We start from the raw sequence: 13,085 nt of genomic DNA, 5'->3' as shown, positions 1-13,085 counted from the left end.
TATTATATATTTTAATACAATTGAAAATGCCACAGGAAATGGCTGAAAAGAACTTCAGTAAGTTATCTGTCCAAAATAATTTTGGTAGAACGTAGCACCTTCTTTGCTTGCGCAAAGGGTTGCTAAGGTTTCATAGGGTCTAATCCCTCAACCTTTCTTGATAACATTTTCAATATTTGAATGAACGAATGGTGCAAAGGTAGTTCTTTTCTTTTAAAATCAAAAAAAAAATAATTTAATATTAAAAAAAGCCCTTAAATAGAAGTCTCTCAAGGGCATATTAATTATTCTTCAGATAAAATGAATTGGAATTATTTTTCAAAAAAACTACCTTCGTAAAGAAAAATGATGATATATGATCGCCGAAAAAGAAAGATTACAAGATACCAAATGGAAAAACTGGGGACCTTATGTAAGCAACCGGCAATGGGGAAATGTAAGAGAAGATTATAGCCCGGACGGAAATGCCTGGAACCATACCAATCATAATAATGCGGAAAGCTACGCCTACCGTTGGGGTGAAGAAGGTATTGCAGGAATTTCTGATGTAAAACAGCTGTTCTGCTTTGCGCTTTCGTTCTGGAATAAAAAAGATAAAATCGTTAAGGAACGTTTCTTTGGTCTGAGCAATCCTCAGGGAAACCACGGAGAAGACATCAAGGAAATTTTCTATTATCTGGATAATACCCCTACTCATAGTTATATGAAAATGGTTTACAAATATCCGATCAATGAATTCCCTTATGATGATCTTGTCACAGTAAACGGAAGGCGCAGCAAACAGGAGCCGGAATATGAGATCTTTGATACCGGAATTTTTGATAATGATGCCTATTTTGATATTTTCATTGAATATTGTAAAGCAGATCACAACGATATTCTGGTAAGGGTAACGATATGCAACCGAAGCCAACAAGATGCTCCAATAGTAGTAGCACCAACAGCCTGGTTTAGAAACAACTGGAAATGGGGTTATAATACCTATAAAGGAGAAATGAATGCCTCCGATGACGGAAGTATTACTATTGGGCACGACAGTATTTCCATCAAAAAGTTTTATTCAAGAAATGGAAATGCCCAAAGCGTATTCTGCGAAAATGAAACCAATACTCCAAAGCTGTATGGAGCACCACAGGCAGAAAATACTTATTTTAAAGATGGGATTAATGATTTTATCGTCCATCATAGTAATACCGTAAACCCTGAAAAAAGAGGTAGCAAAGCTTCTTTTTTAATTGACGAACTCATTGGAGCAGGGCAATCTCAGGTCTTTGAATTCAGACTATGTCCTGAGGAAAGTGATGAGCCTTTTGAAAATTTTGATAAAATCTTTGAGATCAGGCAATCTGAAACCGAAGAGTTTTATCATGAAATTCAGAATGATACCACCAATGAAGACGAAAGGAATGTGCAAAGACAAGCTTTTGCAGGACTTCTTTGGAATAAACAGTTTTATCACTATAATGTTGGAAAATGGCTGAAAGGAGATCCCAACTTTGAGGCGCCCAGAAACTTTAATCAGTATGTAAGAAATACGGAATGGAACCATCTTCACAATAAAGATATTATTTCGATGCCCGATAAATGGGAATATCCATGGTATGCAACCTGGGATTTGGCATTTCACTGTGTTCCTTTATCCATCATTGATGCTGAATTTGCCAAAGGGCAGCTATTACTCCTTACCAAAGAATGGTATATGCATCCTAACGGACAGCTGCCAGCCTATGAATGGAATATGAGCGATGTGAATCCACCTGTACATGCATGGTCTTGCTTCAGGGTTTTTAAAATTGATGAAAAAAACAATGGAAAACCCGATTTATTATTCCTTGAAAAAGTCTTCCAAAAACTTCTTCTGAATTTCACTTGGTGGGTGAACCGAAAGGATAAAAACGGGAAAAATATTTTTGGTGGCGGTTTTCTTGGACTGGATAATATCGGAGCCTTTGATCGAAATATGGTTTTAGAGGATGGACAACATCTGGAACAGGCAGACGGAACAAGCTGGATGGCGATGTATGCGCTGAACATGATGCGAATTGCCATGGAACTTGCCCAATATTATCAGGTGTATGAAGATATGGCCATCAAATTCTTTGAGCATTACCTTTATATTGCGGAAGCTATGGAAAATCTTGGTGAAGGAACCAAAGGACTATGGAATGAGGAAGACGGATTTTTCTATGATGTTCTTCAGCTTGGAAATGGAAACAGTGTTTCTTTACGATTGAGAAGTATTGTTGGATTAATTCCATTATTTGCCGTAGAAATTGTAGATCACCGCCTTCTGGAAAAGATGCCGAATTTCAAAACCAGAATGGAATGGATCTTAAAAAACAAACCTGAACTCACCAAACTTGTTTCTCATTGGGATGAAGAAGGCCAGGGCAGAAAACATCTGATGAGCATCCTTCGTAAAAACAGACTGACTAAAGTATTATCAAGAATGCTTGATGAAAAGGAATTTCTAAGCGCTTACGGAATCCGGGCTATGTCTAAAGTATATGAGGAAAATCCATTTGTATTCTCTGTTCACGGTCATGAAAATGTAGTATATTATACGCCTGCAGAAAGCGATAGCAGAATGTTTGGCGGAAACAGTAACTGGCGTGGTCCGATCTGGTTCCCCATTAATTTTCTTATTGTAGAAAGCTTACAACGTTTCCACTATTATTATGGAAATAGCTTAAAAGTAGAATTCCCAACAGGAAGCGGTGAAAAGAAAAACCTGGATGAAGTGGCACAGAATATCAGTAAGAGACTATGTTCTATCTTCTTAAAGGATGAACATGGGCAACGAGCCTTCAATGGAGGAAATCCGAAATTCAATTACGATGAACACTTTAGAGACTATATCACCTTTTTTGAATATTTCCATGGAGACAATGGCCGAGGCGTAGGAGCTTCCCATCAAACAGGATGGACAGCTACAGTGGCGAAATTGATAAAACCAAGGCTTACCTTTTAATGAGCAATGAATAATAGTTAATGAGTAATAAAAAAAACCGGATGAAACATCCGGTTTTCTTTTTGTATATATATTTTTTGCATAAGGTCTATGTGCTTATGTGGTAAGAATTTTTAAATCACATAGGTATATAGCTCCTATAATGCTTATAAACTATTTTATTCGTGAATTTGTGGCCAAATAAAAAAATGAGGCTTGAAGGCCTCACTATAGTTTTAAATTTTTTCTCCGTTTACGAACACTTCGTATCCGATTTCTACGTTCGGTTCTAAAGTTTTCGATACAGAACAATATTTTTCGAAAGATAATTCTGCAGCTTTTAAAGCTTTCTTAGGATCAATTTCACCTTCTAAAAGGAATTTAACCATAATTGATTTGAAAGGTTTTGCATCGTCTACCTGAACTCTCTCCCCTTCTACTTCTGCCTGAAAACTTTTAATTTCCTGACGTTGCTTTTTTAAAATCGAAACTACATCTATTCCGCTGCATCCAGCCACTGCCATCAGGACACTTTCCATTGGAGAAACTCCTTTAGCTCCTGGCTGAGAAGTATTGTCTAAAAGGATGGAATTTCCCTGACTGTTTGTACATTCAAATAAAAAGTCGTCGTTGATTCTATTTAGTGTTATTTTCATTGTTGCTTGTTGCTTGTTGCTTGTTGCTTGTTACAAAATTATAAAATTCCTCTGGCTTTTATCTCCAAATATTTATTGATAACGTCAATATTCAAATTCTCAGGGAGTGTATATACTGTATAAATTCCATATTTACGGAGCTCCTGAATAATCAGTTTCTTTTCAAATTCGAATTTTTCAGCAACAATCTCATCATAGATTTCCTGCATACTTTCCGGATTCTTATGAATCAATGTTTGTAATTCTGAGTTTTTGAAGAATACCACAACCAACAAATGGTTCTTAGCAATTCCGCGAAGATATTTTAGCTGACGGTTTAATCCATCTAACGTTTCAAAATTGGTAAATAACAAAATAAGACTTCTCTGATTGATCGAATATTTTACATCCTGATACAGTCGGTTGAAATCACTTTCAAAGAAATCTGTTTTAATATTATAAAGTGATTCTGATATTTTCTTAAGCTGTCCGGACTTATTCTCTGCTGCAATTTTATTTTCAGCTTTTTTGGAGAAAGTCATCATTCCTGCTCGATCTCCTTTTCTTAGAATAATATGAGATAAAGCCATCGTTGCATTGATGGAATAATCTAAAAGACTCAATCCTTTGAAAGGCATCTTCATGGTTCTCCCTTTATCTATCAGCATGAAAATACGCTGTGATTTTTCATCCTGAAATTGGTTTACCATCAGACGATTGGCTTTAGAAGTTGCTTTCCAATTGATGGTTCTGATATCGTCTCCCGGAACATATTCTTTGATCTGTTCAAATTCCATAGTGTGCCCCAACTTTCTTACTTTTTTTATTCCGCCTAACAGAAATTCACTCTGTAAAGCCATCAATTCATATTTTCTAAGATGGATAAAAGACGGATAAGAAGGTAACATCGCATCCTTCTGAAAATTGAATCTTTTCGAAACAAATCCTAAAGGTGATGAAGCATAAACATTAAGGCTTCCAAAATGATATTCCCCTCTTTCTTTGGGTTCTAAACTATACTGAAAGAATGTGTTGGCGTCAGCATTAATTGATTTTTCAATTAGAAAATCTCTTTTCTGAAACTGAAACGGGATCTCATCAATAATCTTAGTATTGATTTTAAAACTGTAGTTATTTTTAATATCAATCTTTACAAAGTTCTCATCACCATTGGACAATTTTTCCGGCAATATTCTTTGTGCCTGTACGGCATTTTTCTGATTAAAAATCAGCAAATAATCCACTATTACGGCAAGAAAGCATATCAGAAGTGCAATGTGGGCTACCCACATCAACACCGGAAAGAAAAATGTCAGAACATACAGTATCCCCACTCCAATGAGCGTAAAGAAGAAACGTGTATTGATATATAAGTTTTTCATTGTTTAGGTGGCTGGTAGCAGATTATAGGTTTTACAAGAGATCCTTACCTATTACCTATCTAGGGATTTCTATTCCTTCTAAGATTTGACGGATAATTTCATCTGCAGTAAGGCCTTCCATTTCTCTTTCCGGAGAAACAATCACTCTATGTCTTAAAACAGCGTAACTTGCCTCCTTAATATCTTCAGGAGTTACAAAATCTCTTCCTCTTAATGCTGCAAAAGCTTTGGAAGCCGTAAGAAGTGCTAATGAAGCTCTTGGTGAAGCACCTAAATACAAGAATTGGTTTTCTCTGGTGTTGATGATAATCTTCGCGATATATTCCATCAACTGAGATTCCACGATGATTTCCTTAACCAAATGCTGATAACTTTTCAGTTGTTCTGACGTAATAACATGGTTTACCCCTTCTGTCTTATCTTCTCTTTTACTTTCGTGCTGATTTTTAATAATGGCGATTTCTTGCTCAAGATTCGGATATCCCACAGTAATTTTGAATAGGAAACGGTCTAGCTGGGCTTCAGGAAGTCTGTATGTTCCTTCATGCTCTATCGGGTTTTGTGTAGCAACCACCAAAAATGGCTCTTCCATAATGTAGCGGTTACCATCCATCGTAATCTGTCTTTCCTCCATTACTTCAAATAATGCCGCCTGAGTTTTCGCTGGTGATCTGTTAATCTCATCAATTAATATAAAATTGGAGAATATCGGTCCTTTTTTAAATTCAAATTCAGAATTTTTCACATTGAAAACTGAGGTTCCTAAGATATCAGAAGGCATAAGATCCGGTGTAAACTGAATTCTGCTGAAACCTACATCAATGGTCCTTGCTAATAATTTTGCGGTAATCGTTTTTGCTACTCCCGGAACACCTTCAATAAGAACATGTCCGTTTGAAAGTAATGCTGCCAGAAGATGTTCTATCATTTTCTCCTGTCCTACAATTACTTTTCCTATTTCCGCTTTTACCTTATCCAGGCTTGCACGAAGCTCAATCATATCAATTCTTGACTGAAACTGATCTTCGTTCTTATTAAGATTTATAGAAGATTGATTTTCTATGTTTGGGTTATCAAGATTTTCCATATTTTTTTCTTTGGGTTTGATAGGACTTCGTTCTATCTTTTATTAAATCGTCCCTTAGGATGCTTATTTTATTTTAATATCTCGTCAAGCAGTTTATTGATTCTTGCCAGATCTTCTTTCATTACACTGGCATACGGATCCTGTGCTCTTTTGATCAGGCTAATGGCCTCATTAATCATTTCCATTGGTTTTCCTGTTTTCATTTGCAGCTTTTTAGCAAATTCTTCATCTAGATTTTGCGTATCAATCAGAAGATCCATTCTTACCTTATTCAGGAAATATTGAGCCTTCTTGGCCATCATATCATGAAAATCTCCTTCCTGAAGGTATAGATTTCCAATGCTTTTCACAAAATCCAGTGATGTATTTCTCAATGCCTCTATAACCGGTACAATTCTTTGTTTTCTTTTTGCATTGAAGAGAATAAAAAGAATAAGGCCACCCAGGAATATCCACCATGCATATTTCAACGCTGGATTTCCCAATACAAATCTCATGAAGAAACGGGATGTCTTAGTGTTATTATCAACAAACCAAAGGGTTTCCCTATCCTGAAGATAAGAGAAAACATCCTGTGCATATTTCACATTTCCAGGCTTCAATAAATAATAATTGGTAAGGAAAAGTGGCTCAGTGTGAACATAGAAGTTTCCTTTTCCAAATTTCACCTTGATAAAGTTAGCCTGATCTGTATTTTTACTCTCCACCGTCTTTCCCAATACTTCCACTCCAGGCTTAATAAATGAGAACCCTCTTCCTGAAGGAAACTTATCTAATTGAATAAAGTCATTTTTATATTTTTGATCTGTAAGCTTTAGTACATTCTCTTCTTCAAAAGAAATTTCTGAATCATAAAATCCTATACTGTCTGAAATCTGCTTGGGCATACTGCTTATCACCAGCATAGCATCTGAACCTTTTGATACCTGATCCATAATCTTCTTCCAGGATTCTGTATCAATATCAGTTTCAATAATGACAATATTATGAGCTTCTTTTTTATGTTGGTTATAATATTCGTAAGGAGCCCGATCTATTTTCTTCAGATGAGTTTTAAAAAGATCTTTTGCTTCGTTATCAAACACAAAAAGGCCAAATGGAGACTTCTCATTGATATCAAAATTTTTACGCCAGTCTGTAGTTTCTTTTTTATTCACTTCAAGCAATGCCAAAATAACCATCACAACGATGAAGATCACAGCATATATTCTGAAAGTCTTATTCATGGTAATGGGGTTATGGTTTAAATGCCTGGTATTGATTTTTAAATCTCTGGTAACTCTGTTCGTCAATATTGAATTCACCATACCATACATAATCAAAGATGTAGGACAGATCGAAGAATTCATTTTTAAGATGTGCCGCTTTTAGCTCTGTTACATAATCTTTATTGGTTTTCTCAGGATTCCAGTTAATCAGTTTTTTATCACTTAATTTTTTAAGAATGAATAAGAACTGATAACGAACAGCAGAACGATAATCTCCAGCATGTTCAAATTTTGCAATACTTTCCGGAAAGTTGATTTCATGGATATTTTCGTGAAGTTCTTCTACATTCAGATCTAGTTTTTTATTCTTTTTACCAAAGATAAAACTCCCATCTTTTCCAAGAATATACTTAATAATAAAATATAAAAGAAAGCCTACCAGAATAATAGCAAAAAGCCGAACAAGTGCTACCGTCAATTGGGAAGATTTTTCAAAAACGGTCTCTCCAAAAATGCTTCTAAAAATACGATCTATTTTCTTCAATAGTTTTTGCCAAAAAGATTCTCTGGGTTTTGATACAGAATAATCAAATTCATTTCCTTTATATCTTGATGGAACGTTTTTCTTAAACTCTTTAGGATATACAGTATTTTCAGAAATAGGATTCTTTGCCAGTACGGAATCTGCACGCAGCATATTATGATAATGTCCCGTTGTAAACAGTGAATCGCCCATATCATTTTCATCCTGAGCTTTAACAAGGCTTAGGGAGAAAACGAATAATATGAAAAAAAGAATCTTATTCATTAATTCCAATAGTGTCTATTTCTTCAAGTTCTACTTTCTGATGAAGATCTGTTCTGCTGTCATAATACATGAATCCTGCATTCACATACAACAGATTAGAAAGGAAGAATGAAAGCAGCATTGAAATTCCGTAAAATACAAAAAATATAATTCCGAAAGCACCTGTAAAAGGATCTTGCTCAAAACTTCCATCGGGTGTAGAGGTAAGTATTGAACCGTAGAAAAAAATCATGGGAATATAGGTAAATACAGAGCTGGCGATGGATATGATAATAAACATCACAAATCCTGCACCCCAATATTTCCAGTAAGGAGATTTTTCGCTTCCATTAGGATAAGAAAACTGTGAACGGATAGAATAACTCAGGCTCTCCATAAAACCTCTGCCCGAATTAAAATAATCATACATCAGAAATGTAATCACATTAAATAATGTAGGATAAACAATCATGACAAGAAAAATCCCGATAAGCACAAATATCAGAAGATAGGAAAACCCTACTATAAATAAAGATAAAGGAATTACAATAAATGTCATCCCAATACACAACTTACCAATTCTACCTATATTTTCTTTAAAGTCACCTAAGATCTCATCGGTCTTTATATTTTTTGCTCCGGCAGCGATTCTTTTAAGATAAAAAACAGGATAAAGATAATTAACAATAGCCAGAATCATAAAAAGCAGGAATGTCACTATCCCAACTCCAATCAGCATTCCGGCGTTGTCTGAAAAATACCGTTCAAAATAATAAGTATCTCCCCCCAGATTAGATCCGAAAATTTGAGAAAAAAGCTCTCTATATCCAAAAATAAAAACGGTTACCATTAAAATTAACAGTAAGCCATTGATCAGAATGTAATTCTTAAAATAATTCTTTCCGTATAATTTGAAAAAATTGAAACTGTCACTGATGAAAGTTCCAAAATCTCTTTTTTTATAAAATTGTATCATTGATGTGTTTATTAGTTTTTTTATTGACCATAACCGGATATACAAAATAGTAAAATCCTATAATCGCCAGAGATCCCAGAATAATAATCAGGTTCAGGATGATAGGCATTTTTAAAGCATGTCTTGTCACATACCCTTCGATAATTCCGGCACAAATAGTGAAGGGAACGGTGCTTAAAAATATTTTAAAAGAATCTTTAAATCCTTTTTTAAAAGAATTAAATCTTGAAAAGGTTCTCGGAAATAAAATAGATGCTCCTAAAATCAATCCACACATCGCTTCTACAACCATAGCAAAGATTTCAAAAACGCCATGAAGCCAAATTCCTCTGGCACTCTCTTTCAAAGCACCATAATCATAAAAAAAGTATTGGAAAGATCCTAACATAACACTGTTGGAGAGCAATGCAAATAAAGTTCCCACTCCACCAGCAATTCCGTAGATATATAATTTAGCACCTACCTGGATATTGTTAAAAATAATACCAATGGTTGTTCCCCAAGTTGTTCCACTCTGATAGACTCCAACTGCATTATTCTTTTTAATATTTTCAATAGTCTCATTTACATAACTTTCACCAAGAATAATATTCACAAAATCTTTATCATACATAGCAGAAAGTACTCCTATAGAAGTAAAAAGAACAAAAAACAGAAAAGCATACAGTAAATATCTCCGATACTGATACACCAGCAGCGGCACTTCTGTTTTAAAGAAATACACCAACCTGTTCTCCTCTACTCTTTTGGTTTTGTAAATCTTTTGGAAAATTTGTGAAGATAGGTGATTCAGATAAATGGTTGTATTACTTTTAGGATAGTAAGTCTGGGCAAAAGAAAGATCATTGATCAGGTTAATATATAACGAAGACAGGTCATCAGGATTTTTTTTAATTTTCCCATCAATAACCTGTTCTATTCCCAACCATTTTTCTTTATTTTGTTTAATGAAATAAACTTCTCTCATAATTGTAAGGCTAAAATAATAAAAAATATGTCTCAGATTGCGATAAATACCTCACAAAATGTAAATATTAACTTCAATACCGCAAGTGTTGGAGAAAGAATGCTTGCATTTATCATTGATCTTTTGATAAGAGTTGCTTACGTTGTCATTGTTCTGTATTTGTTTTTCAATATCCTGGACTTGGGATATTTACTTAATGGTCTGGATAACTGGTCTGTAATGGCAGTTTATATTATACTCACCTTCCCTACTTACATTTATCCTCTTGTTTTGGAAAGTTTGATGGAAGGGCAGACGCCAGGTAAAAAACTCATGAAAATCAGAGTGGTAAAGATTGACGGATATCAGGCAAGTTTTGGAGATTATTTGATCCGTTGGGTATTCAGGCTGATAGATGTATCTTTTGCAGGAGTGGTAGGCTTAATCTCAATGATTGTTTCCAAAAACAATCAGCGTCTGGGAGATATCGCTTCCGGAACGGCTGTAATTTCTTTAAAGAACAATATTAATATTTCTCATACGATTCTCGAGAATATCAATGACGATTATATCCCTTCATTTCCTCAAGTTATTGCTTTAAGTGATAATGACATGAGAATCATCAAAGATAATTATACGAAAGCAGTGAAAGCCGGTGATCGCCTGATCATCAGTAAACTTTCCAATAAGATCAAAAGCATTCTGAAACTGGAAATAGACCCTACAAAAATGACGGAAAAACAGTTTATTAATGTTATTATTAAAGATTATAACTATTACACAGGAAAGGACAAATAAATTGTCAATAGTCAATTTTGCTTCGCAAGTAAAGAGTGAATAGCAGGACTATCGAACCCAATACATTTTATCAGTCCTCATAATTTTTGTATCTTTAATAATAATAAACATTCTATCATGAAATTTGAAAACAACAGATCCGGAAACGGCGGAGTTCTTACCCTGAATAATGAAACAAAAGAAGTAGGAAGACTAACCTATACAATTTTTCCTGAAGATCATAAATTGATTATTTCTTTTGTTCTGGTTCATCCTGAATTTGAAGGACGAGGAATGGGAAAATATCTGGTAGAAGAAGCCATCAAATTTGCAAGGGAAAATAATTGGAATGTTTATCCTCACTGCTCTTATGCAAGAGCTGTAATGATGAGAATGAATGATGTGGATGATATTTTCTTAAAGAACTAAGACATCCTTCACCAGGATTTCTTCAATATTATCAGGATAATCAACTTTAAGGTGATGATCTGAAGCCACCCATTCCATAATCTCCTGCAGATTTAAAACCTTAGAGTTGGGAATTCCCATTTTATCCAGAGCACAGGCATTGCATTCCTGTTCATATTGGTTATGAATTGGGATCACAAATAATTTTTTATCCATAAAAAGTGCTTCAGCAGGGGTTTCAAAACCTGCATTGCAAAGAATTCCTTCACACCCTTCAAAATATTTCAGATATTGGATTTCATCAATAGGAAATACTTCAACATTTTTTACTTTAACCTGTACTTTACTGTATTTTGAAAACACTTTCCACTCTACCGGAATTTTTCTCAGAACTTTAATGATATTTTCATCTGCAAAGCTCGGAAGATAAACAAGGTAATATCCTTTCTTATAAGGATTAAGATTTCTTATCTTTCTGCGGATTACCGGTTTCTTGATCTGCGGATGGTAATTTTCAAAATGGAATCCGATCTTCCTTTCACTGGGAACATAATATTTTAAAATCATTTCTCCCAGAAAATCTTTTTTTTGAGGTTTAGGGGTTTCAGGAAAACTCATAGATGCCTGATGACTAAGCTCAATCATTGGTAGTTTCTTTAATTTAGAAGCCCACCCCGTTAAAGGCTCATAATCATTGATGATCAGATCATATTGGGAAAGCTCCAAATCCCTTATAGTTTTTGCTGCATCAATAAATTTATTATCTGTAAATGTTTTTCGGTAGGATAAACCGCCTGTTTTATTATAAAGAAGGGAAATACCCCTATATTGAAAGTTAATGTCAAAATCAGCCTTTAATTGTGATTGATGACCACTAATGAGTGTATCCACCGAAGCGTACTTTTTGAGTATCGGAATAATCTCCTGTGCCCGGGCTACATGTCCATTACCGGTACCCTGAAATGCATACAAGATCTTCATTAGGTAAAATTAGTTACGATTTTTAAAAGCTCAGAATTATCCATCTCTTGGATTTCCTCTGCTTCATCATCATTCAGTAAATGTTTGTGTTCATCATAATAAAAGATCTTCCATTCTTTATCATGATATTCCAATGCAGAAAGATTCTCTATCCAGTCTCCAGAATTCAGATAAGTACAAGAACCTTTTTTATTCACAACTTCTCTGATTTGTGGTTGATGAATATGTCCGCAAATTACATAATCATATTGATTATCAATAGCCAGTTCAGAAGCGGTGAGTTCAAAATCACCAATATACTTTACTGCTTTCTTCACATTATTTTTAATTTTTTTTGAAAATGAATATTTTTCTTTACCCATTTTTTCCAAAAACCAATTTACAATATTATTTATGATTATTAAAAGGTCGTATCCCTTTCCGCCAAGTTTGGCGATCCATTTAGAATGTTGAACGGATGCATCGAAGACATCACCGTGAAAGATCCAGGTTTTCTTCTGGTCAATAGTCAGGCAGATTTTATTACAGACTTTAAGCTTTCCCAGTTCAAAATCGGTAAACTTACGGAACATTTCATCATGATTGCCTGTAATATAATACACATCTGTATTCTTGGTAGCAAATGAAAGAATCTTTCGGATCACTTTCAAATGAGGTTTAGGGAAGTAAGACTTTTTGAATTGCCAGATATCAATGATATCACCATTTAAAACCAAAGTTTTAGGCTGGATAGAATTGAGGTATCTCAGCAATTCCTTAGCCTTACATCCATAAGTTCCCAAATGAACATCCGATATAACAACTAACTCAACGTTTCTTTTCATCCGTATATTTTTCAGCTTTTAAATTGGCCGGACGGAACGCCTGCTATTCCACAACGAAAATATGTTAAGGCGTTTCACAGTTTTTTACAAAGAAACTAATTGAAAGTTAACTGTATATGAATGC

General features: G+C 34.6%; 12 protein-coding genes and 1 riboswitch. Of the genes, 3 read left to right on the top strand and 9 right to left on the bottom strand.

The annotated features are described in order from the left end of the window. Positions 1–59: 59 nt before the first annotated feature. Positions 60–167: riboswitch (SAM riboswitch) on the bottom strand. 188 nt (positions 168–355) lie between these two features. Further along, positions 356–2,971: an MGH1-like glycoside hydrolase domain-containing protein gene (locus EL260_RS03455; protein WP_123858865.1), complete on the top strand. Its 2,616-nt coding sequence runs from the start codon at positions 356–358 to the stop codon at positions 2,969–2,971. A gap of 215 nt (positions 2,972–3,186) precedes the next feature. Here EL260_RS03455 and EL260_RS03450 read toward each other — a convergent pair whose 3' ends face one another. From EL260_RS03450 to EL260_RS03420, 7 genes are all read right to left on the bottom strand, one after another. Further along, on the bottom strand, positions 3,187–3,606 hold the full coding sequence (locus EL260_RS03450) for an OsmC family protein (RefSeq protein ID WP_123858864.1): 420 nt from the start codon (positions 3,604–3,606) through the stop codon (positions 3,187–3,189). A 38-nt stretch (positions 3,607–3,644) separates the two neighbouring features. Continuing rightward, positions 3,645–4,967: a DUF58 domain-containing protein gene (locus EL260_RS03445; protein ID WP_123858863.1), complete on the bottom strand. Its 1,323-nt coding sequence runs from the start codon at positions 4,965–4,967 to the stop codon at positions 3,645–3,647. Between the two features lie 55 nt (positions 4,968–5,022). Continuing rightward, a complete protein-coding gene (locus tag EL260_RS03440; RefSeq protein WP_123858862.1) occupies positions 5,023–6,054 on the bottom strand; it encodes an AAA family ATPase in 1,032 nt (343 codons plus the stop codon). 68 nt (positions 6,055–6,122) lie between these two features. Next, on the bottom strand, positions 6,123–7,280 hold the full coding sequence (locus tag EL260_RS03435; protein ID WP_123858861.1) for a DUF4350 domain-containing protein: 1,158 nt from the start codon (positions 7,278–7,280) through the stop codon (positions 6,123–6,125). A gap of 10 nt (positions 7,281–7,290) precedes the next feature. Beyond that, the gene (locus EL260_RS03430; RefSeq protein ID WP_123858860.1) at positions 7,291–8,070 is read right to left on the bottom strand and encodes a DUF4129 domain-containing protein; all 780 of its coding nucleotides are present in this window, start codon (positions 8,068–8,070) and stop codon (positions 7,291–7,293) included. After that, positions 8,063–9,025 (bottom strand): DUF4013 domain-containing protein, encoded by a 963-nt coding sequence (locus tag EL260_RS03425; RefSeq protein ID WP_123858859.1) that lies wholly within the window; start codon positions 9,023–9,025, stop codon positions 8,063–8,065. The genes EL260_RS03430 and EL260_RS03425 overlap by 8 nt, the downstream gene beginning before the upstream one ends. After that, entirely contained in the window at positions 9,009–9,992 is a 984-nt protein-coding gene (locus EL260_RS03420; protein WP_123858858.1) for a stage II sporulation protein M, read from the bottom strand. The genes EL260_RS03425 and EL260_RS03420 overlap by 17 nt, the downstream gene beginning before the upstream one ends. A gap of 27 nt (positions 9,993–10,019) precedes the next feature. Between EL260_RS03420 and EL260_RS03415 the strand changes: the two genes are divergently transcribed. Then, positions 10,020–10,769, top strand: a complete 750-nt coding sequence (locus tag EL260_RS03415; protein WP_123858857.1) for an RDD family protein — start codon at positions 10,020–10,022, stop codon at positions 10,767–10,769. A gap of 117 nt (positions 10,770–10,886) precedes the next feature. After that, entirely contained in the window at positions 10,887–11,177 is a 291-nt protein-coding gene (locus EL260_RS03410) for a GNAT family N-acetyltransferase (RefSeq protein ID WP_123858856.1), read from the top strand. Here EL260_RS03410 and EL260_RS03405 read toward each other — a convergent pair. Both EL260_RS03405 and EL260_RS03400 read right to left on the bottom strand, forming a co-directional pair. After that, on the bottom strand, positions 11,166–12,137 hold the full coding sequence (locus EL260_RS03405) for a glycosyltransferase family protein (RefSeq protein ID WP_123858855.1): 972 nt from the start codon (positions 12,135–12,137) through the stop codon (positions 11,166–11,168). The two genes, EL260_RS03410 and EL260_RS03405, sit on opposite strands and share 12 nt — an antisense overlap. After that, on the bottom strand, positions 12,137–12,961 hold the full coding sequence (locus EL260_RS03400; RefSeq protein ID WP_123858854.1) for a UDP-2,3-diacylglucosamine diphosphatase: 825 nt from the start codon (positions 12,959–12,961) through the stop codon (positions 12,137–12,139). The genes EL260_RS03405 and EL260_RS03400 overlap by 1 nt, the downstream gene beginning before the upstream one ends. Between the last annotated feature and the right edge of the window lie 124 nt (positions 12,962–13,085).

The organism is Chryseobacterium nakagawai (assembly GCF_900637665.1).
GTDB lineage: Bacteria > Bacteroidota > Bacteroidia > Flavobacteriales > Weeksellaceae > Chryseobacterium > Chryseobacterium nakagawai.
The sequence above is the reverse complement of the archived record's forward strand: the minus strand, read 5'-3'. Positions and strand labels throughout refer to the sequence as shown.

Coding starts and splice junctions, on each gene's coding strand:
- EL260_RS03455 (WP_123858865.1), top strand. CDS start 356: ATGATCGCCGAAAAAGAAAGATTACAAGATACCAAATGGAAAAACTGG.
- EL260_RS03450 (WP_123858864.1), bottom strand. CDS start 3,606: ATGAAAATAACACTAAATAGAATCAACGACGACTTTTTATTTGAATGT.
- EL260_RS03445 (WP_123858863.1), bottom strand. CDS start 4,967: ATGAAAAACTTATATATCAATACACGTTTCTTCTTTACGCTCATTGGA.
- EL260_RS03440 (WP_123858862.1), bottom strand. CDS start 6,054: ATGGAAAATCTTGATAACCCAAACATAGAAAATCAATCTTCTATAAAT.
- EL260_RS03435 (WP_123858861.1), bottom strand. CDS start 7,280: ATGAATAAGACTTTCAGAATATATGCTGTGATCTTCATCGTTGTGATG.
- EL260_RS03430 (WP_123858860.1), bottom strand. CDS start 8,070: ATGAATAAGATTCTTTTTTTCATATTATTCGTTTTCTCCCTAAGCCTT.
- EL260_RS03425 (WP_123858859.1), bottom strand. CDS start 9,025: ATGATACAATTTTATAAAAAAAGAGATTTTGGAACTTTCATCAGTGAC.
- EL260_RS03420 (WP_123858858.1), bottom strand. CDS start 9,992: ATGAGAGAAGTTTATTTCATTAAACAAAATAAAGAAAAATGGTTGGGA.
- EL260_RS03415 (WP_123858857.1), top strand. CDS start 10,020: ATGTCTCAGATTGCGATAAATACCTCACAAAATGTAAATATTAACTTC.
- EL260_RS03410 (WP_123858856.1), top strand. CDS start 10,887: ATGAAATTTGAAAACAACAGATCCGGAAACGGCGGAGTTCTTACCCTG.
- EL260_RS03405 (WP_123858855.1), bottom strand. CDS start 12,137: ATGAAGATCTTGTATGCATTTCAGGGTACCGGTAATGGACATGTAGCC.
- EL260_RS03400 (WP_123858854.1), bottom strand. CDS start 12,961: ATGAAAAGAAACGTTGAGTTAGTTGTTATATCGGATGTTCATTTGGGA.